Genomic DNA, 19,833 nt, shown 5'->3' on the forward strand with positions numbered 1-19,833 from the left:
CGCCAATGACCTCGACGGGGTCGGGTGCCCGTCGGCGTTCCGCGTCGCGCGGCGGCCGTCCCTCAATGGTCCCAGCCCCAAGGGGATCCCTGACCGGGCAACGCCTGGATGTGGTTGGTCAAGATCCGGCGACGGCGGTGATGACGCCGAAGGCGTCGACCCCATACAGGCCGAAGCCCCGCGCGACACGATAGGGCGGGGCTTGCTAAGGGTTTCTCAGTGATTGCGGCTCATGATCTACGTACTTCCCTCGGGAACAACACGAATCTGGCAGCGAAAAGTGAGGGTGCGCGGCCCGGAGACCGCGCACCCACTACAAGTTGAGACGCCTACCCGCCGAACACCTCGATCTCGGCCAACTGCATCCGGTAGCCGCCGTCGGTCTGACGCAGCGACGTTCCGGTCACGCGCACGTATCGCGCGTCGCGAGGCTCGAAGGACCAGGTCGGCACATCGAAGCTCGTTGGCTGGGCGAATCCGGTCTCTGCGGCCGCCGGCATCCACGTCTCGCCGTCGACGGATGTCTCGATCGTGAAGTCGACGGGGAAGCCGCGGCCGATGTCGCGTCCGTCGTAGTTGCGCGGCAGCAGGTCGACCCGGGTGACCCGTGCGGCCGAGCCGAGGTCGATCGTCAGCCACTCGGCGTGGTCGACGGCCAACTCGGAATTGCTCGACCAGCCCATCGACGGGTCGGTGCTGAAGCGTGAGCCGTCGGTGACGCCCGGCTGCAGGAAGCGGTCTTCCTCCCACGAGCTGCTCACCGTGGTGGGTGCGCCGACAGCCAGGTTCTCGGGCACGTCGGTGGTGAGCACATGCCCTTCGACCGAGCCGTCGACCAGGGTGACGCGGGTCTTCTTCACCTTGCCCTCTAGGGTGTAGCGCACGATGCCCGACTCATCGGCGGCCACCTCGTGCGTGCGCGTGCCCTCGCGCACGGTGTACCCCCCACCGGGCTGCTGGCCCGACCATTCCATGACGACCGTCTGATCCTTCGCGGAGTAGTCCACGGTCTGATCAAGCACCGAGTGGTAGGTGACGGTCAGCTCGTCGTTCTCGTGGATCGTGCGCGTCACGGTCGTACCGTTCATGGCCGCGGGGAAGTTGGGTGCGATCTGCACGCCGTCGGGCTGGGGCTGGATGCCGAGCATCGCCGTATAGACGCCGCCCGCCGCGTTCGCGTTGGTCGGGAACCACTCCTCGCCGAAGCGGGGCTCGAGCGACCAGTCGAGGAAGCTCCAGCCGACGAACCCGTCGCGCGTGTACCGTGCGAGCGTGGCGTCGAGATACTCCAGCGAGCGGTCGCGCTCGCCGACGAACGCCGCCGCCTTCATGTACAGCTCGGTCATGAAGGGGTAGATGGGTCCGTCTTCGAGGCCCGACTGGAAGTGATCGCCGCTCCACTCCTCGGTGTTGGGGAGGATCGGGTAGAAGTTCATCGGCAGCATCGGTAGCCGGTTCTTCTTCATCTCCACGTCGAGGTTGTCGAGGATTGCCCGTGCGCGGTCGATGTCGACCATGCCGAACGCGATCGCCTGCAGGTTCAGCTGCGTGTGCTTGACCGATGCCTGGACGGTGCCGTCGGGGCAGCGCCAGAACGCGAAGGAGCCCATTTCGGGATCCCAGAGACCGCCGTCGGCGGCATCCTTGTTGAACTGCTCCTTGAGCGCTGCGGCCGTGTCGGCGTAGTGGGTGGCCCGCTGCGTGTCGCCGAAGACGTCGCGCTCGAGCGTCGCCCACTTTGTGAGCGCGTGGTACATCAACTCGTTCACGTAGCCGCTCTGCCACTTGACGTAGAAGGCGTCGTTCCACTCCATGATGCCGCGGCGGCTCTTGCAATCGGTGATGCCGTTGTGGAACATTCCTGTCGGTGCGTCATAGCGCTGCTCGAGCATGTATCCGATCGCGCGGTGCGCGGAGTCGCGCATCGAGGCGAGCCACTCGGTGTCGGGCGAGTAGTCGTACATCTCGGCGATCGCGGCGGCGTAGGCCGGGTCTGCGTCGTGCAGGTTGTTGTCGCCCCACGGGTTGCTGAGCCGGTACGTGCGGCCGAACATGTGGCCGTTCGCGCCCTGGGCGTAATCGCGGAAGTACTCCAGCACGCCCTTCTGCGACTCGGTCATCGCCGGGTCGAAGTAGCCCATGACCGTCGGGTTCGAGTGCGCCAGGTCGTACGGGCCGTTGCCGAGGTAGCGCAGACCCACGGTCGACATCCCGTACTCCTCGTCGACGACGCCCGAGCGGCCGAAGTCGTTGAGCAGTGACGTGAGAGCCGCTGTGTCGGCGATGCCGTTGATCGTGCCGCCGAGGTCGTAGTAGGCATCGAAGTCAGCCGAGGCGAACGAGAACGACACCGAGTCGGTGCGGTCGGCCGACGCGGCAGGTAGGTAGATGTATCGGTCGGTACCGTTCGAGCTGTGCCCGCTGTACACGAAGCCCTGCTCCTTGGTGCCGACGACATACTCCCACTCGCCGCCGTCGCGCACCTGGGTCTCCTGGTACGTGTTGTCACCGCCGTACGCGAACTCGGTCGCGAGGTCGCGATGGGCGCTGGTCGCGTCGACGGCGAGCGCGCGCTTCCCTTCGTTCGCGAGCATCACGAATGCCGACTGTTCGACGCCGTACCGGTCGTTCGGCTCGTTGAGGTAGAAGCCGTCGGTGCCGGCGTAGGCGTTGCCGATCGGGATGTTGCCCCCGTCACCCGGCCGGCGGATGTTGTCCCACACGCGGGCCCACCCGATCTCGAGTTGTCCGTTGTGGGCGAGGCTCGGTGTGGCGCCGCCAGCCCAGTCGTAGGTGCGGTCGACGTCGAGGTCGATGTCCCCCTTGTTCAGCGAAAATGACCAGGTTTCGTCAACCGTGAGGTCGGCGTTCGCCATCTCGAACGTGAGGTCGACCTTCTTGCCGCGCACCGTCACCGTGGGGTCGGCCGCGAGGGTGCGGCTGTCGAGCACGGCACCGGAGCCCGCGATCTCGGCCGTGCTGTACATGCCTTCGGCGAGCAGTTCGACACCGTCCTGCGTGAAGGAGGTGACGCGCGCGGCGCCGGCGTAGTCGACGACCATGCGCAGGTCGCCGTCGGTGAGGGTCAGCTGCTTGGCAGCCTGGTCGTGCGCGATCGTGCGATCGTTCCCGTTGGATGCCGCGCCGGGCGCGGCCCCGACTGGGGCAGCGTACGCGGGGTTGAGTCCGGCGGTGCCGGTCGCTGCCAGCGCGGCGACGGCAGCGACGGCGGCGACGCGACGCGCCGTGATTCGTGGGTGGTTGAGTGTCATCTCGGAGCTCCTCGTTCTTCGCGAGGGCGCGCCGGAGCACGCCGGGGACGGCGAAGGGGGTGTGGATTCGACAGTGGATCGACACCGCGAGCACTTCGGCGTGCGGGGTCACCAGCACTATGGCAACCCGTTTCTCTATATGTCAAGAATTTCCGTGATATTTCCGTACGGATACACCTCTGCATCCATGCGGCTTCAGGCGACGGCAGTCGACTCGCGCGGGATGAATTCGCAGTCGATGCGGCTGATGCCGGGCTCAAGCCGTCCGGTCTCGATGGCCTCGAGCAGCGCCGTGGCCGCCGCAGCGCCCACCTCATGCAGGCTCATGTCGATCGTGGACAGCGGCGGCTGACTGGCCTCGACCATGACGTCCCAGTTGTCGAAGCCGATGACGCCGACCTGACGCGGGACGGCGATCTGCGCCTCGCGCAGCGCCTCCGTCACCCCACGCGCCACCTGATCGCTCGCGCACACGACGCCGTCGAACTCGACGCCCGAGAGGATCACCTGCTTGACGGCCTGACGCCCCCAGCGCTCGCTCCATTCCCCGAAGAGGGGGGCGTGCACCAGGTCGAGGCCGCGCTCGGCGAGCACCTCGCGCGTGGCCGCCAGTCGCTTGCGTGACGCATCGTCGCGCTGCGGTCCCGAGATGAACACGAGCTTCTCGCGCCCTGTCGAGAGCAGGTGCCGGGTCGCCATGCGCGACCCTTCGGCGTCGTCGGGAACGACTGACGTGTCCTTTTCGTCTCGCGACCAGGACATCGCGTACACCACCGGCACCGGCAGGTCGGCACGCAGACTGTCGCGGCCGAACTCCCCCGCCCCGGTGACCAGGATGCCGTCAACGCGGCGCCGCAGGAAGGAGTCGACGAAATGCTGCTCGCGGATCGGGTCGCCACGGCCGTCGCACAGCACGAGCGCGATCTCGCGCTCCGACAGCTTCTCGATCGCACCCAGCAGCACCGGCACGGTGAGGCGCCCGAACTGGTCGCTGGTGATGACGCCGATCGTGTTCGTGCGACCGGTGAACAGGCTCGTGGCGACCTGGTTAGCCTGAAAGCCGAGCTCGTCGGCGGCGGCGAGAATCCGCTGCTTGGTTTCATAGCGCACGGCACCCTTGCCAGAAAGGGCCTTCGACACTGTCGAGATCGAGACGCCGGCGCGCTCGGCGACGTCGCCGGCGGTCACACGGCGCCTGGGGTTCGAGTCAGATGCGGTAGTCACGGAAGTGACTATAGCGGGACTGTGGAAAAGTTTTCCATGCCATCCGGCGCAAACTTTTCATTTTTCACAGGCGGGTTGCGCTCCTGTTTCCGAATGGCTATCTTCGATCCCGCAACCCGTTTCTGAAATTGTTCAGTACCGGCGCCTCTCCCGCTCTCGCGGGACCTCGTTTCCCTTCACAACAACGGAGTTCCCCATGAAACGCTCGACCCGTGCGGCAACCCTCGCCGCTTCGGCCGGCATCTTCGCACTCGCGCTCACCGGATGCGCCGGCGGATCGGCCGGCGGCGCGGCCTCCACCGACGAGATCACCGCTGAGGACACGGGGGCCACGCTCAGCCTCTGGGTGCGTCCGGGCAACGAGGCAGTGACCGACGCGGTCGTCGAGGCCTACAACGACACACACGAGAACCAGATCGAGATCACCCACGTGCCGGCCGACCAGTATGTGACCAAGTTCGCGCAGGCGGCGCAGTCCGGTTCGCTTCCCGACATCCTCGCGGCCGATCTGGTCTTCATGCCGCAGATCATCGAGACTGGCGCCGCGCTGGACATCACCGATCTGCTCGATGAGGCCGGTGCGCTCGAGAACCTGTCCCCCTCGCACATCATGGCCTCGACCTCCGACGACCGCGTCTACGGCGTGCCGTATGTGGCCGACACCTCGCTGTACCTGTACAACAAAGACCTGTTCGCGCAGGCCGGCCTCGACCCCGAAGCCCCACCGACCACCTGGGAGGGCATCGCCGATGCGGCCGCGGCGATCACGGCGCTCGGCGACGGCAACAAAGGCTTCTACCTCTCCGGCGGCGCACCCGGCAGCCTCGCGTACGACTTCACACCCACCATCTGGGCGCAGGGAACCGAGGTCGTGAACGAAGACGGCACCTTCAACTGGGACAACGCCGCCACGCAGGACGCCCTCGCGTTCATGCAGCAGATGTACGAGAACGGCGACATCCCCGACACCGCCAAGACCGACGCCGGCGACGGCTTCTTCGCAGTCTTCGCCTCGGGCAAGATCGGCATCAACTTCGCCGGCGGAAACGGAGTGAACACCTCCACACTCGGCATCGACCCCGAGTTCGAGTTCGGCCTGGCCCCCATTCCCGGCCGCAGCGATGGCGAGTTCGCCACGTTCTCAGGCGGCGACGTGGCGGCAATCACCGCCGGCACCGAACACCCCAACGAGGCCTGGGACTTCATCCAGTGGCTGACCTCGACCGAAACCTCGGAAGACGTCTACTTCTCGCTTCCGGCGTTGCCCCCGCGCACCGATGTGACCGCCCCCGACGAACTCGGGCCGCAGTTCACCATCCCCGCCGAACTCGTCAAGTCGGGCCAAACCTACGTATCGCCCTTCTATAACGAGGTCGTCGCCAGCGCTCAGGGTCCGTTCCTCGAGATGTTCCAGTCGGTCGTCTTCAACGGCGCCAATCCCGCCGAGGCCACGGCCAAGGCTCAGGAAGCCTCGGACGCGATCACCAAGTGAGTACCCAGCGGGCTCCCGGCATCCCGTGTGCCGGGAGCCCGCGCTCTCCTTCCGAACCTCTGTCGAACCGCCGAACGGAAGCCATGATGTCGAAGTCCGCAGTCCTCGCCCGGCCGCCCGCGGCCGCGGCCTCAGCCGCAGACAGCGGCACCCCCACGGAGGTGACCATGGCACGCAGGCCCCGCAGTCGCCGGCGCGGTGAGAACCTCTCGGGCTGGGCGCTGGCCGCACCCGCCGCGATCCTGATCGCCCTCTTCTTCGTGCTGCCGTTCGGCCTGACGGTCTATATGTCGTTCTTCGACTGGCCCACCTTCGGTGTCCCCGAGGCCGTCGGCCTCGCCAACTACGGCGCCGTCGTCACTGACGGCGACTTCGGGGAGGCCGTGCTGTTCACGGTCGCCTACACCGTCGTGACGTCCGTGGCCGGCATCCTTCTCTCACTCGGTCTCGCCCTGCTGGTGCGCCCGCGCTTCGCGGGACGCACCGCCGTGCGGGCGCTGCTGTTCGCCCCCGTCACGATCGGTTTCGCACCCGCCGGACTGCTCTGGCTGTCCATGAGCAACGCCCGCACCGGCGTGCTGCCATCGATCTTCGTGTCACTCGGGCTCGCTCCCGCGGGCGTCGACTGGTTCGCCGAACCGACCACCACGCTGTCGATCGTCGTGGTCATGACGATCTGGAAGACCGCGGGCCTCGCGATGCTGGTGCTGCTCACCGGGATGGACTCGATCCCCGCCGAGATCTACGAAGCCGCCAAGCTCGACGGCGCCGGCGCGTGGACCACCCTCACCCGCATCACCCTGCCGCTGATCGTCAAGCCGCTGTCGCTGGTGATCCTGCTGACCGTCACGACGACGTTCCTGGCGTTCGACCAGTTCTACACAATGACCAAGGGCGGCCCCGACGGGTCGACCGTCACCGTCGTCTACTACCTCTACAACGCCGCGTTCGTCGCGCTCGACCGCGGCTACGCCGCCGCCGTCGCCGTGGTCGTCGTGCTGCTGATGGCTGTGTTCTCGGTGCTCCAGGTGCAGCTGCAGCGCGGAAGAAAGGTGAAGGCATGACCGCCACCCAGGTGCTCACCACCAGGTCATCGACGTCAAGCGGCACACGGCGCTCCCGCATCCATGCCCAAGACGTGTCACGCCACCCGATCCGCATCATCGTCGCGACCGTGCTCGCCGCCCTGTTCGCCTTCCCCATCGTGTGGACGACCATCGGCGCGTTCAAGTCGCCAACCGAAGCGAACGCCTCGCCGCCGGTGTGGTGGCCGTCGCAGTTCACGCTCGAGAACTTCGCCAAGCTCGACAGCTCCGGCTCGTCACTTCTCGGGTACGTGCTGAACTCCACGATGGTCACGCTCATGACGGTCGCCATCACCACCGTCGCCGCGGTCCTCGCCGGCTACGCCCTCGCCCGCTACCGCTTCCGCGGCAGGAACGTCTTCTTCGGCATCACGATCGGCATGCTGCTCGTGCCCTACCCTGCACTGCTGGTCTCGCTGTTCACGGTCATGGTGTGGTTCGGACTCACGAACTCGCTGTTCGGACTCGCGCTCATCTACTCGACGTTCCAGATGCCGTTCGCGATCTACATGATGAAGAACTCGTTCGACAGCGTGCCCGAAGAGCTTATCGAGGCCGCCGAACTCGACGGCTGCACAAAGTTGGGTGCACTGCCCCGCGTGATCCTGCCTCTAGTGACCCCCGGTGTCGTCACGGTCGCACTGTTCGCGTTCCTCGCCGCGTGGAACGAGTTCCTCGCTGCGCTCGTACTGCTCAACGACAATCCGAGCTTCACGCTGCCGATCGCGCTGGTGAACGCGCAGAACGGCCCGCTCAACACGATCGACTGGGGTGCATTGCAGGCCGGCATCACCGTGACGATGCTCCCCTGCGTGATCCTCTTCATCCTCCTTCAGCGCTACTACGTCTCCGGCCTCGTCGCCGGCACAGGAAAGTGACCATGACCGACACGCTCACGTCGCTCGACTACTCGACCGAAAGAGTCGCCACCCCCATCCGCGAGAGTGCTCACGTCGTGCTGCCTTCGTTCGTCGAGGGCGCCTTCGACAGTCACGCCGTCGACTGCCCGTTCGTCTTCTCCGTAGACGGCCACCAAGGCATGACGTACGTCGGCTGGGACGGCGTCGGGTATCAGACCGCTCTCGCATGGCGCGACGAGTCGGGATCGTGGAGTCGCGGCGAGGTGGTGTTCCCGCGCGACCCGGCTGATCCCCTCCGCGAGTTCAACGCGGCCATGACCTCGATCATGCGCGACAACGACCTGCGCTCGGCAGGCGAACTGCGCCGCATCGACGGCTGGTACTACGGCACGTTCCACGCGTACCCGGGCTCCGGATACGAGACTGGACCGGCATCCATCGGATTCGCCCGCAGCCGCGACCTCGTCTCGTGGGAGCGGATTGGCGGAGTGCTGTCTCCGACCGACGCGGATGCCGGTGAGTGGGAGCGCGGCGGGCTCTACAAGTCGTGGCTCATGGAGCACGACGGCCTCTTCTACGTCTTCTACAACGCGAAGGACGTCGACGACTACGGCTCGGTCGTGGTGCCGCCACCGTGGATCGAACAGACCGGCGTCGCCGTGTCGAGCGACCTGGTCTCGTGGAAGCGAGTGTCGTCGACGCCTGTGCTGCCGGTGGGACCGGCTGGCGCGTTCGACGAGCGCTTTGCATCCGACCCTTGCGTGCTACGCGACGGCGACAACTGGGTGATGTTCTACTTCGGCCTCGCCGCCGACGGCCACGCACGCGAGGGCTTCGCCGTCTCATCAGACCTGGTCACCTGGACGAAGTCTTCGTCCGTGTTGATCGACGTGGGCGTGACCGGTGCGATTGACGCACTCTACGCACACAAGCCCGCGGTGATCACGTGGGACGGTCGACTCGAGCACTACTACACAGCGGTGTCGCTGCTCGAATCCCCAGTCGTGCTGGGAAAGTATCGGCAGCACGAACTGCGCGGAATCGCCCGCGCCACCGACCGCGCCTGAGGCCGATGCAGTCGCAAGACCGCACTCACGATCGCGGTGAACCGCGGAAGCTTTCTCCATCGCCGATAGCTGGAACACCTAATCCATGCCAAGTTCCTCGGGAGCACCCGGCCGGGTGCGACGATGTCCGGGCCATGGGACAGCAAGAGGTGTCCCACCTTCTACGACCGGCTGATGGATGACGCATCCTGCAGCGAGTGGCGCACGAGTTCTCGGCCCAGACCCTCACCGATGCGGCGCCGCAGTCGGACACGCTCCCGATCACACGGATCCGTATTCGGGCATTGCCCGCTCAAGGTCGGTGGGGAACAGCCCTGGATGAGTTCGTTCGGCATCCCCTTGAGAGCGATCGCTCCCTCGGGGGGCGCTCAGCGCGCGCGACGGCTCGCTTGGGCCTGACGCCGAGTCGGGGAGGGGTGCAACGTCGCTCGACTTCACATGGGACCGGCGGACGGAGCGCACGCATAGGCGCACTGATCGTGCTGCGCGGGACTCGTCCGCCGCTCAAGTCATACGACGGTGGAGCGGTTGTGGCTCTTACGGACGCTCCGCTGCCTTCTTGCCGAGTTGGGCCGCGACGTCGGGAACGTATCGGAACTGCTCGATCGGTGGCCGCTCGTAGTCGTCCGCCTTGGGGCGGTCGGGAATCGTTATCTTCGGCCGGTCCAGGGGGTGGTAGGGGACGCTGTCGAGGAGGTGGCTGATCGCGTTCAAGCGCGCGCTGCGCTTGTCGTCGCTCTCGACAACCCACCACGGCGAGCCCGGGGTGTCGGTGGCGGCGAACATGGCGTCCTTCGCGCGGGAGTAGTCCTCCCACCGGCGAATCGACTCCAGGTCCGTCGGTGACAGCTTCCACAGCTTCATCGGATCTTCGCGTCGCGCGACAAAGCGCGCTTGCTGCTCGTCATCCGAGACCGAGAACCAATACTTGATAAGGAGGATGCCGTCCTCGATGAGGTGCTGCTCCACGACAGGCGCCTGGCGCAGGAACCTCTGATACTGCTCGTCCGTGCAGTACCCCATGACCCGCTCCACCCCGGCGCGGTTGTACCAGGACCGGTCCATCAGCACGATCTCACCCTTGCTGGGGAGATGCTCGATGTAACGCTGGAAGTACCACTGGCCGCGCTCCCGCTTGGACGGCTTGGTGAGGGCGACCACGCGCGTATGCCGGGGGTTGAGGTACTCGGTGATCCGTTTGATCGCTCCCCCCTTGCCGGCGGCGTCACGGCCCTCGAAGATCACCAGGACGCGCGCGCCTGATTTCGCCACCCATCGCTGCATCTCGACCAGCTCGACCTGAAGACGCTTCAGCTCGGCCTTGTACAACCGCTTAGGAACGCGCCGCACCGACGTCGTACTACTGCTTTTCTTCGCCATATCTCCCCCTGTGTTCGCCCGGCGTCGATCACCGCGCTTCCCTGCCGCCGCAATATCCTCCACGCCGATGTCGACCTCGGCCAGGGCTTGCGCTACGTGCCGAGTTGCGGCAGGCAGCGGGTCGACCGCCAGGAACGGCCGGTTCCTGATACCGCTTCGTCCCCGACCTCGACGCCTCCTTGCAGCTACGGGATGCGGGAGTGCGCAGTGGTGGACGACAACGGGAACCTCGTCCGCGTTGGACCGCGCTCTGAGCCGATCGTTATGCGGGCAGTGCACGAATGCGGGGCCCTGAGCGGGCGAAGGGCGTCCGCGCAAGAGCCTGATCACCGTGCCGTTCCTTCGGTATCGGCGCTGATCGCGTCCGCTCTCCCCTTCTGTTGCAGGAGGTGTGATCAGTGGCTCGGCGAAGCGGCCTTCAGCTGGCGGCTGCGGCGTTTGCGATAGGTGCCGGGCCGCTGCCGAGAGCGGCGGATGCCTCGTCGAGCACGGCGTGGAGGGCGTCGGGGTCGTGGGCGAAGCGGCCGAGGAAGAGGCCGTCGACGGTGCCTGCGAGGCGGGTGAGGAGTCCGGGTCCGGCGGATCCGCCGTAGATGACGACGCTGCCGGCGCGGGCGGGGTCGGCGTCGAGTGCGGCGCGGAGGGCGCGGGCGACGGTGCTGATGTGGTCGTCGGGGGCGGGCTCGGCGGCGCCGATGGCCCAGACCGGCTCGTAGGCGACGATGACGGGTCCGGCGGGGACGCCGTCGAGGTCCGTGGCGAGCTGCTCGACGTTCGCGAGCGCGGCGGCGGGGCTGCCGAGGCGCTCGGCCTCGCCGATGCACAGCACCGGGGTGATGCCGTGGCTCAGGGCGGCGGCGGCCTTGGCGGCGGTGACGGTGTCGGTCTCGTCGAAGAGGCGGCGGCGTTCGGCGTGGCCGATCTCGGCGACCTGGACGCCGACCTCGGCGAGCTCTTGCGCGGTGACCTCGCCGGTGTAGGCGCCGGGGGAGAACTCCGACACGTCCTGCGCGCCGACCAACACCGGGGTGCCGGCGAACGCCTGGAGGGCGGCGGGGATCTGCAGGTAAGTGGGGATGACGAAGAACCGCACCGTGCCGTCGGCCACGGCGGGGTGCGCGGCGGCGCGCTGGGCGACGTCGGCGAACCATGCGCGCGCCTGCGCGTTGCCGAAGTAGGTCTTCAGGCTGACCCCGATCGTGACGGGGGCGTGCACGAACTCCGCCGGGACTCGCGGATCCGGGGTGGGATCGTGCGGACTCGGTGCGGCGGGGCGGAGTTCGTGCTCGCTCATCAGCAGGATCCGGTGTTCTCGAACTGGTCGATGACGGCGACCTTGTCGGCTGAGGCGGAGGTGGTGTCGAAGCGGTAGGTGAGCCACTCGCGGACCAGGCGGCGGGCGAGTTCGATGCCGACCACGCGCTGGCCCATGGTGAGCACCTGGGCGTTGTTGGACAGCACGCCGCGTTCGACCGAGTACGAGTCGTGGGCGGTGACGGCGCGGATGCCGGGGACCTTGTTCGCGGCGATCGCGACACCCAGGCCCGTCCCGCAGATCAGCAGCGCCTGGTCGGCGTAACCGCCTGCGACCTGCTGTGCGGCCTCGATGGCGACCTTCGGGTAGGGCGTGTGGCCGTCGGCGTTCACGCCCACGTCGATCACCTCGGCCACGCCGGGGTTGTCCTGAAGGTCCTTCTTGAGGATCTCCTTGTACTCGTAGCCGGCATCGTCGCAGCCGATCACGATGCGCAGCGGCTCAGCCATCGGCGTTTCCCTTCTGGTTCTCGCCGCCCGTGAGGGTGTGGCCCACGGCGGTCACGATGAGCGCGAGTGAGATCGCGCCCGGGTCGGGGGTGCCCACGCTGTTCTGGCCGTGCGTGCGGGCACGGCCCATGCGGGGGAGGAGGTCGGCGGTGGCGGCGGCGGCGCGGGTGGCGGCGTCTGCCGCGGTGCGCCAGGCGTCGGTCAGCGAAGCGCCGGCGTCGACGGCGCCGGTCAGCGTGGTGCTGAACGGCACGAGCGCATCGACGAGGGTCTTGTCGCCGACCTCGGCCTTGCCGTAGTCGGTGACCCCGCGGGAGCCGGCCGCGACACCGGCGGCGACCGCGGCCGCGTCCGGGCGGCCCTGGTCGCCGAGCTTCGCGGCCACGGCGTTCAGGATGACGCCCCACAGCGCGCCGGACGTGCCGCCGGCCTTGTCACTCCAGGCGTCGGCCGCGCGGGCGAGGGTGGTTTGGGCGCCGGCGCCAGCTTCGGCCGCGGCGGTCGCCGCGTGAAGGGCGGCGCGCGAGCCGCGCTGCATGCCGATGCCGTGGTCGCCGTCACCGGCGATCGCGTCGATCCGGCCCAGCTCGTCCACGTGCGCGTCGACGGTCTCCGCGATCACGCGGACCGCGGCGAGCACGGTCCGGGCGGCGCCCTGGGAGGCCTCGTCGGCGTCGGGGATCTCGGCCGCGGCGTCGGCGGCGGCGTCCGTCACCGTCACGCGCTCCCGGGCGCTCACGGCACCCCGACGGTACGCGGGGGTGTCCACCGGGGTCTCCCACAGTGCGGCGAGCTCGCTGTCCTCATCGGCACCGGCCAGCCAGAACAGCGTCAGCGAGGTGCCCGCCATGTCGAAGCTCGTGCAGTACTCGCCCACATGCGGGTCCACGAGCTCGAGCCCCGCGTCTTCGAGCAGCCGGGCGATGCGTCGGTAGACGACGAACATCTCCTCGTACTTCAGCGACCCGAGGCCGTTCAGGATCGGCACGACGCGAGCCCCCGTGACGTCGATGCCGTCGGGCACCTCGGCCAGCAGCTTCTCGACCAGCAACTCGGCCAGCCCGTCGGCGGTGGGGATGTCGGTCTCGTCGATGCCCGGCTCGCCGTGGATGCCGAGCCCGATCGCCATCCGCCCCTCGGGCACCGTGAACAGCGGCTGCTCCGCACCGGGCAGCGTGCAGCCGGTGAACGCGACCCCGAACGACCGGGTGCGCTCGTTCGCCAGCCGCGCCAGCCGCGTGACCTCAGCCAGATCCGCGCCCGACTCCGCGGCCGCCGCCGCGATGCGGAAGACGGTCAGATCGCCCGCGATGCCGCGGCGCCGGTGCTTCTCGTCGGGGGACGCGCTGACGATGTCATCGGTGACGGTCACCGTCTCGCAGGCGATCCCCTCCGCACGCAGCCGCTCCTGCGCCGCGTCGAAGTTCAGCACGTCGCCGGCGTAGTTGCCGTAGCTGAAGAACACCCCGCCGCCGCCCTCGGCGGCCTTCGCCACCGCGTACACCTGCTGGGTCGACGGCGAGGCGAACAGGTTTCCCATCGCCGCCCCGTGCGCCAGCCCGGGACCGACGAGCCCGCCGAACGCGGGATAGTGGCCCGAGCCGCCGCCGACCACGACCGCGACCTGACCGGCCGGCGACGTCGTGCTGCGCACCACCCCACCCGGCACCCGGCGAACATAGCGGCCGTTGGCCGCCACGAACCCCTCGATCATCTCGTCGGCGAAGTCCGCCGGCTCGTTCCACAGACGCGTCATCGCGTGCGGGGCTCGGCGCTGATTTCTACCGCCGTCCACGATACCGCGGGCAGTCTCACGTCGAGGCGGTCGCCGTCGATGGACGCCGACTCGTTCGGGCGGGGGGTGACGTTGTCGGGTGAATCGAGGGTGTTGGAGGCATCCGGGTCCTCGTTCCACAAGCTCGACGCGCCCACCACCCGTGCATTCGGTAGAGCCGTGAGCTCGACGGTGACGGCGACCTCCTCCTCCGAACGATTCACCAGGAACACGGACACTGCACCTGCTGCTTCGTCCCAGGTGGCCGCGGCGTCGATGACCGCCACGTCGCCGTACCTGTCGGTCGGGTACGTCGGGGCCTCCAACAGCACGTCGAGGACAACGCCCGCCGACAGACGCGACGCATCGGCGAAAGGGTAGAAGATCGTCTGACGCCACGCCGGCCCAGCCGGCTCGGTCATGATCGGGGCGATAACGTTCACGAGCTGGGCCAGGCTGGCTGCGCGCACGCGATCCGCGTGATTGAGAAGCGAGATGAGAAGCCCGCCCACCACAACGGCGTCCACCACGGAGTACCGGTCCTCGAGGAGCCGGGGGGCGTACGGCCACGTGTGAGGGTCCGTGATCTTGTCCTCGCGGTGGAAGCGCCGGTTGTACCAGACGTTCCACTCGTCGAACGAGATCTTCATGACCTTGTCGTGCTTGAGCTCGGCCTGCACCTGGTCGGCGGTGGCGGCCACCGCCTCGATGAACCGGTCCATGCTGACGCCCGACGCGAGGAAGCTCCCCCGGTCGCCGTCGAGCTCTTCGTAGTACGCGTGGCACGAGATGTAGTCCACGACATCGTACGCATGTCGCAGCGCTTGCCGCTCCCACTCGCCGAACGTGGGCATATCCGGTTTGGAGCTGCCGCAGAGCACCAGCTCGAGCGACTCATCCACCCGCCGCATAGCACGCGCGGTCTGAGCCGCGAGCCGACCGTAGGACTCGGCATCCGTGTAGCCGACCTGCCACGGACCGTCCATCTCGTTGCCGAGGCACCACATCCGAACGTCGTGCGGCACGTCCGTACCGTTGGCGATCCGGGCGTCGGACAGCTCGGTGCCCTCGCGGACATTCGCGTACTCGAGGAGGTCGACAGCCGCCTCGATGCCGCGGGTGCCCAGATTCACCGCCAGCATCAGCTCGGTGTCAGCGGCACGAGCCCATCGTGCGAACTCGTCGAGGCCCACTTCGTTCGTCTCGAGGGAGTGCCATGCAAGGTCGATGCGCTTCGGCCGCGACTCACGGGGTCCGACGCCGTCCTCCCACCGATAACTGGACACGAAGTTGCCACCCGGATAGCGCACAGTCGACACGCCGAGTTCCTGCACGAGCTCGAGGACGTCGGTGCGGAAGCCGTTGTCATCCGCCGAAGGGTGACCCGGCTCATAGATGCCGTTGTACACGGCTCGGCCAAGATGCTCGACGAACGAGCCGAAGAGACGGCGGTCGAGGTCGCCGACCACGCGGCGCGGGTCGAGATGAACGGAAGCCGCGGATGCCGTTCCATCGGACGCCGGGCGCCCCGCCCCCCCGCTCACTTGACACTCCCGAGCGCCAGGCCGCCGCGCCAGTACTTCTGCAGCGACAGGAAAGCGATGATGAGAGGAATGATCGACAAGAAGGCGCCGGTGATCATCAGGTTCCAGATCTGCGGGCCACCGGCGTTCTGTATCGCCTGCCCCTGCCAAACGCCCAGCCCGACGGTGATGGGGAACAGCCGCGAGTCGTTGAGCATCGCCAGCGGCAGGAAGTAGTTGTTCCACGTCGAGACGATCGACAGCAGCAACACGGTGACGATCGCGGGACGCAACAGCGGCAGACAGACTTGGAAGAACGTGCGGTACTCGCCGGCGCCATCTACCCGCGCGGCGTCGAGCAGTTCGTCGGGGATCGCATCCTGCGCATAGACGCGCATGAGGTATACGCCGAAAGGGTTCAACAGCGACGGCAGGATGACGGCCCAGATGGTGTTCACCATGCCGATACCGCTGAGCAGCACGAAGGTGGGTATCACCAGCGCCGTGTGCGGGATCATCACGGCGCCGAGAAGGATCGCGAACGAGATGCGGCGTCCGCGGAAGCGGTACTTGGCGAGCCCGTATCCGGCGAGCACCGCAAGGACCGTCGCACCGAGACCGCCGACGAAGGCATAGAGGGCTGAGTTACCCATCCAGCGGAAGTACTCGCCCCCGTTGAAGGTCGCCAGTCCCACGATGTTGTTCCACAGGTTGAACTCGGAATCGAACCACAACGGCCCGCCCTCGCTGTTGAACAGGGCCGAAGTGGACTTCGTGCTGGCCACCATGAGCCACCACAGCGGCAGGAAGAAGTAGGCGACCAGGATCAGCAGGAAGACGTGCCCGGGGAGACCGCCGAACGTCCAGCGGGCACGGCGGCGCGGCCGGTCCTCGGGCATCGCGTCGTCGCTGAGGATCTCGGTGGGCCGTTGCGGTGGGGCCTGAAGGGTCATGAGTCGAGTCCGCTCTTCTTGCGCGTGAGGAACATGAACAGGTACGACCCGATCACCACGAAGATGCCCAATGCGAACGAGATAGCCGAGGCGTAGTTCATCTGGTCATAGGAGAAGCCCATCGAGTAGGCGTACATGTTCGGTGTGAAGGATGCCGAGATGGAGCCCTGCGCGATGGAGCGCAGCACCTGAGGTTCGGTGAAGAACTGCAGCGTGCCGATGAGGGCGAACACCAGGATCAGCACCATGGCCGACGAGATCATCGGCACCTTGATCCGCAGCGCGATCTGCCACGCATTCGCGCCGTCGATCTTGGCCGCCTCGTACACCGACGGGTCGATGCCGCGCAGCGCGGCGTAGATGATGATCATGTAGTACCCGGCCCACTGCCACGTCACGATATTCATCAAGCCGAAGAACACCCACTGCGAATCCAGGAAGTACGGCGCGTCGACACCGAACCAGCCCGCGATCTCGGCGATCGGGCCGAATCGCGGGCTGTAGAGGAAGCCCCACATGAGCGCGCCGATCACGACAGGGATGGCGTAGGGGATGAAGATCATCAGCCTCGAGAACGCGGCCAGTCGCGTGGCGAGCGCATCAATCACGAGGGCGGCAGCGAGCGAGACGATCATCTGCACCGGAATGAGAACCGCAGAGAACACGGTCACCCACAGCACTCCGCCGAGGAAGGCCTCGTCGGTGAAAGCACGTACGTAGTTGTCGAAGCCGGTGAAGACGACCCCCCGGGTGAGGGTGCGGGTGTTGAGGCTCAGCCAGAACGCGTAGATCAGCGGGGCGGCGAGGAAGATGAGGAAGACGACAGCGAAAGGGGCGACGAATGACCACCCGTAGAGGGACGTCCGGCCGGTGGCGGTAAGTCCTCGACGTCGGGGCGTCGCAGTGGTGACGGTCATGGGAAGGGGGCTCCAGTCGGGATGCCGCGCGGCCGATCCTGTCGGAGCGAGGACCGGCCGCGCGGGCGGACGTTACTTCAGCGTGAATCCCTGCGCGATGGCGTACTCCTCGAGTGCGGCCTGATAGGTGTCCAGAGCTTCATCGATGGTCGCGGAGCCCTGCAGCACGGATGCCTGCGCCTCGGTGAGCTTGTCGTAGGCGAACGTCTGGAACGGGCTGAAGGTGGAGCCCTCGTACGCGGCCGCGGCCTCGATGAAGACGTCCTTCATGATCTGCTGCCCGCCGAAGAACGGGTACTCGAGGTTCACGAAGTAGTCGGACTCGAGAACGGGGAGGTATGTCGGGAAGAGCGCACCCTCCTCGATCCCTATGCGCCAGGCCTCTTCCGTGCCGAACAGCTCGGAGGCGACGAGCGCTGCGAGCTCGGGGTTCTTCGCCTGGCTGGTGACGCCGAAGGATGAGCCGCCCCAGTTGACGTGGACGGGGTTGGCGGGGTCCCACTGCGGAAGCGGCGCGGCGGCCCAGCGGGCGTCGGGATCGGCCTCCTCCTCCAGCCCCATCAGGTAGCCCGGGCCCCAGGCCGCGGCCAGATAGGTGGCGTGACGACCGTTCACCACCGCGGTGTTGAAGTCAGGCGTGGAACGGTCGTCGGCCGAGACGACGCCCGCGTCGATGAGTGCGAACCAGTACTCGAGGACCTCCTTGGTAGCGGCGTCGTTCACGTTGATCCCGATCTCCTCGACGTTCTCGGTGGAGAAGTCGAAGGGCACGTTGCCCGCCTGCGCGAAGAGAGCCTGGCTGAACGAGCGGCCGTTCGTCGGGTAGTTGGCGAGGAAGCTCTCCGAGCCGGCATCCTTCAGCTGCTGTGCCGCCGTCGCCAGTTCGTCCCACGTCGTGGGGACGGCGATGTTGTTCGCCTCCAGGATGTCGGCACGGTAGAGCATGCCGACCGGGCCGAGGTCGACGGGGACGGCATACACCGCCTCCCCGCTGGACACATCGCTCCACGCGCCCGGCGCGTACTGATCCTCGAGGTCGTCGATCCCGTACTCCACGAGGTCGACAAGTCCGCCGCGGACCGAGAAGCTCGGGATGATCTCGTTCTCGAGCTGGATGACATCGGGAGCACCGCTGCCCGCCTCCAGCGCGGTGGAGAACTTGGGGTATACGTCCTTGCCGACGCCTGCGTTCACCCAGCACACCTGCACGTCATCGTGGCTTTCGTTGAAGACGTCCACGACACCTTCGAATGCGGGATACCACGCCCACACCGTCACCTGATCCGCGCCAGGATTGACGATGGTGTTGGCGCACGCGGCGGCATCTCCGCCTCCGCCGCCGGTGGTGCCGGCGTCGGCGTCTTGATCTGGCCCGCCGGCGCAGCCGGCGAGTGCGAGGGCTGCTGCGGTGGCGGCCGCAAGCCCGATGAGACGCTTCTTTGACATCTGCTGTTTCCTTCCGAACTGCACGGACTTCGTTGTCACCACGCTTGACGTGGCCATGGGCTCGTCGGGAGGAGCCCTGTTTCCTATAGGATAGATGTCAGCGGGGCTGTTGTCCATCACTTTCGATGGGGGCGGGTCCCAGATCCTGAAGAAGCCTCGCCATCGCGACATAGGCACGGTTGCGGTACTCCACGAGCTCGGGCGTGCGCTCCGCCGGGATGGCGAGGTAGCCGGCGCCGGATTTCGTGCCGAATCGACCAGTCGAGACGTGCTCCTGCAGAGACGGCGGCGTCGCAAACCGCTCCGGCCACCGAGTCTGCAGCGAGGCGTAGCACAGCGCGTAGACGTCGAGTCCCGCCATGTCGGCGATGGCGAACGGGCCGAAGAACGGCAGGCGGAAGCCGAAAGTGGTGCGGACGATCGTGTCGACGTCCTCAGGTGACGCGATGCCCTCTTCGACGATCTGCGAGGCCTCGTGGAAGAGCGCGTACTGCAGCCGGTTGAGCACAAAGCCCGTAGCGTCTGACACACGGGCGGGGAGCTTGCCAGTTGCACGGACGACGTCTTCGGAGGTCTCGATCGCGCGCTCCTCCGTGCCGGCATGCGCGATGATCTCGACGCCGGGGATGAAGGGAGCGGGGTTGGAGAAGTGCACCCCGAGGAACCGCTCGGGGCGGGCGACTACCGTGGCGAGTTCCGAGATGAGGATCGTGGAGGTGTTGGAGCCGATGACCGCGTCTGGCGAGCAGGCCGCGCTGATGCGGCGCAGCGTCTCGTGCTTGATCTCCAGGCGTTCGGGAACCGCCTCCTCGATGAACGACGCTTCGCGCACGGCGTCCTCGATCGACTCCGCTGCGTAGAGGTTCTCGGCGATGGTCGTCGCCGCCCCCGAGGGAAGCAGGTTCTCGGCCTCGAACGTGCGCGCTTCTTCCAGGAGGCGAGCGAGGTTAGCGCGAGCGATGTCGCCCGTCACGTCGGCGATCGCCACCCGTGCGCCCGACAGTGCGAGCACCTGGGCGATGCCCCCTCCCATGTACCCGGATCCGACGACTGCGTAGGACTGCATGTGCTCTTCT

The 19,833-nt window shown here is 67.2% G+C and carries 15 protein-coding genes; 4 read left to right on the forward strand and 11 right to left on the reverse strand.

What is annotated here, in order from left to right; genetic code table 11:
• Positions 1-329 precede the first annotated feature (329 nt).
• Both ACZBH1_RS07375 and ACZBH1_RS07380 read right to left on the reverse strand, forming a co-directional pair.
• Positions 330-3,272 (reverse strand): discoidin domain-containing protein, encoded by a 2,943-nt coding sequence (locus tag ACZBH1_RS07375; RefSeq protein ID WP_463645977.1) that lies wholly within the window; start codon positions 3,270-3,272, stop codon positions 330-332.
• A 195-nt stretch (positions 3,273-3,467) separates the two neighbouring features.
• Positions 3,468-4,496 (reverse strand): LacI family DNA-binding transcriptional regulator, encoded by a 1,029-nt coding sequence (locus ACZBH1_RS07380; protein ID WP_463645978.1) that lies wholly within the window; start codon positions 4,494-4,496, stop codon positions 3,468-3,470.
• A 4-nt stretch (positions 4,497-4,500) separates the two neighbouring features.
• On the opposite strand from ACZBH1_RS07380, the gene ACZBH1_RS07385 reads away from it, so the two are divergent.
• From ACZBH1_RS07385 to ACZBH1_RS07400, 4 genes are all read left to right on the forward strand, one after another.
• Positions 4,501-5,988 carry an ABC transporter substrate-binding protein gene (locus ACZBH1_RS07385; protein ID WP_463645979.1) on the forward strand — a complete coding sequence of 496 codons (1,488 nt, stop codon included), beginning with the start codon at positions 4,501-4,503 and terminating at the stop codon, positions 5,986-5,988.
• A gap of 167 nt (positions 5,989-6,155) precedes the next feature.
• Complete coding sequence (locus ACZBH1_RS07390) at positions 6,156-7,052, forward strand: carbohydrate ABC transporter permease (RefSeq protein ID WP_463645980.1); 897 nt, start codon at positions 6,156-6,158, stop codon at positions 7,050-7,052.
• Positions 7,049-7,951 (forward strand): carbohydrate ABC transporter permease, encoded by a 903-nt coding sequence (locus ACZBH1_RS07395; protein WP_463645981.1) that lies wholly within the window; start codon positions 7,049-7,051, stop codon positions 7,949-7,951. Before ACZBH1_RS07390 ends, ACZBH1_RS07395 begins: the two co-directional genes overlap by 4 nt.
• Positions 7,952-7,953: 2 nt before the next feature.
• Positions 7,954-9,000, forward strand: coding sequence for a glycoside hydrolase family protein (locus ACZBH1_RS07400; RefSeq protein ID WP_463645982.1), 1,047 nt, complete (start codon positions 7,954-7,956; stop codon positions 8,998-9,000).
• A 537-nt stretch (positions 9,001-9,537) separates the two neighbouring features.
• Here ACZBH1_RS07400 and ppk2 read toward each other — a convergent pair.
• The 9 genes from ppk2 to ACZBH1_RS07445 all read right to left on the reverse strand — a co-directional run bounded on the left by ppk2 (position 9,538) and on the right by ACZBH1_RS07445 (position 19,823).
• On the reverse strand, positions 9,538-10,380 hold the full coding sequence (ppk2, locus tag ACZBH1_RS07405) for a polyphosphate kinase 2 (RefSeq protein WP_463645983.1): 843 nt from the start codon (positions 10,378-10,380) through the stop codon (positions 9,538-9,540).
• Positions 10,381-10,798: 418 nt separating this feature from the next.
• Positions 10,799-11,674 carry a triose-phosphate isomerase family protein gene (locus ACZBH1_RS07410; RefSeq protein ID WP_463645984.1) on the reverse strand — a complete coding sequence of 292 codons (876 nt, stop codon included), beginning with the start codon at positions 11,672-11,674 and terminating at the stop codon, positions 10,799-10,801.
• Entirely contained in the window at positions 11,674-12,144 is a 471-nt protein-coding gene (locus tag ACZBH1_RS07415) for a ribose-5-phosphate isomerase (protein ID WP_463645985.1), read from the reverse strand. The genes ACZBH1_RS07410 and ACZBH1_RS07415 overlap by 1 nt, the downstream gene beginning before the upstream one ends.
• Complete coding sequence (locus tag ACZBH1_RS07420; protein ID WP_463645986.1) at positions 12,137-13,900, reverse strand: dihydroxyacetone kinase family protein; 1,764 nt, start codon at positions 13,898-13,900, stop codon at positions 12,137-12,139. The genes ACZBH1_RS07415 and ACZBH1_RS07420 overlap by 8 nt, the downstream gene beginning before the upstream one ends.
• Positions 13,897-15,462: an arabinosylfuranosidase ArfA gene (gene arfA / locus ACZBH1_RS07425; RefSeq protein ID WP_463645987.1), complete on the reverse strand. Its 1,566-nt coding sequence runs from the start codon at positions 15,460-15,462 to the stop codon at positions 13,897-13,899. Before arfA ends, ACZBH1_RS07420 begins: the two co-directional genes overlap by 4 nt.
• On the reverse strand, positions 15,459-16,340 hold the full coding sequence (locus ACZBH1_RS07430) for a carbohydrate ABC transporter permease (RefSeq protein ID WP_463645988.1): 882 nt from the start codon (positions 16,338-16,340) through the stop codon (positions 15,459-15,461). Before ACZBH1_RS07430 ends, arfA begins: the two co-directional genes overlap by 4 nt.
• Before the next feature lie 50 nt (positions 16,341-16,390).
• Entirely contained in the window at positions 16,391-17,311 is a 921-nt protein-coding gene (locus ACZBH1_RS07435; protein WP_463645989.1) for a carbohydrate ABC transporter permease, read from the reverse strand.
• Positions 17,312-17,383: 72 nt separating this feature from the next.
• Positions 17,384-18,757: an ABC transporter substrate-binding protein gene (locus ACZBH1_RS07440; RefSeq protein ID WP_463645991.1), complete on the reverse strand. Its 1,374-nt coding sequence runs from the start codon at positions 18,755-18,757 to the stop codon at positions 17,384-17,386.
• A 97-nt stretch (positions 18,758-18,854) separates the two neighbouring features.
• The gene (locus ACZBH1_RS07445; protein WP_463645992.1) at positions 18,855-19,823 is read right to left on the reverse strand and encodes a 3-hydroxyacyl-CoA dehydrogenase family protein; all 969 of its coding nucleotides are present in this window, start codon (positions 19,821-19,823) and stop codon (positions 18,855-18,857) included.
• Between the last annotated feature and the right edge of the window lie 10 nt (positions 19,824-19,833).

The organism is Microbacterium sp. ZXT2-5, from assembly GCF_055329545.1.

Bases quoted from the DNA above. Each gene is read 5' to 3' on its own strand.
- ACZBH1_RS07400 (WP_463645982.1), top strand. From the start codon at position 7,954: ATGACCGACACGCTCACGTCGCTCGACTACTCGACCGAAAGAGTCGCC.
- ppk2 (WP_463645983.1), bottom strand. From the start codon at position 10,380: ATGGCGAAGAAAAGCAGTAGTACGACGTCGGTGCGGCGCGTTCCTAAG.
- ACZBH1_RS07440 (WP_463645991.1), bottom strand. From the start codon at position 18,757: ATGTCAAAGAAGCGTCTCATCGGGCTTGCGGCCGCCACCGCAGCAGCC.
- ACZBH1_RS07435 (WP_463645989.1), bottom strand. From the start codon at position 17,311: ATGACCGTCACCACTGCGACGCCCCGACGTCGAGGACTTACCGCCACC.
- ACZBH1_RS07395 (WP_463645981.1), top strand. From the start codon at position 7,049: ATGACCGCCACCCAGGTGCTCACCACCAGGTCATCGACGTCAAGCGGC.
- ACZBH1_RS07430 (WP_463645988.1), bottom strand. From the start codon at position 16,340: ATGCCCGAGGACCGGCCGCGCCGCCGTGCCCGCTGGACGTTCGGCGGT.
- ACZBH1_RS07415 (WP_463645985.1), bottom strand. From the start codon at position 12,144: ATGGCTGAGCCGCTGCGCATCGTGATCGGCTGCGACGATGCCGGCTAC.
- ACZBH1_RS07375 (WP_463645977.1), bottom strand. From the start codon at position 3,272: ATGACACTCAACCACCCACGAATCACGGCGCGTCGCGTCGCCGCCGTC.
- ACZBH1_RS07410 (WP_463645984.1), bottom strand. From the start codon at position 11,674: ATGAGCGAGCACGAACTCCGCCCCGCCGCACCGAGTCCGCACGATCCC.
- ACZBH1_RS07390 (WP_463645980.1), top strand. From the start codon at position 6,156: ATGGCACGCAGGCCCCGCAGTCGCCGGCGCGGTGAGAACCTCTCGGGC.
- ACZBH1_RS07445 (WP_463645992.1), bottom strand. From the start codon at position 19,823: ATGCAGTCCTACGCAGTCGTCGGATCCGGGTACATGGGAGGGGGCATC.
- ACZBH1_RS07420 (WP_463645986.1), bottom strand. From the start codon at position 13,900: ATGACGCGTCTGTGGAACGAGCCGGCGGACTTCGCCGACGAGATGATC.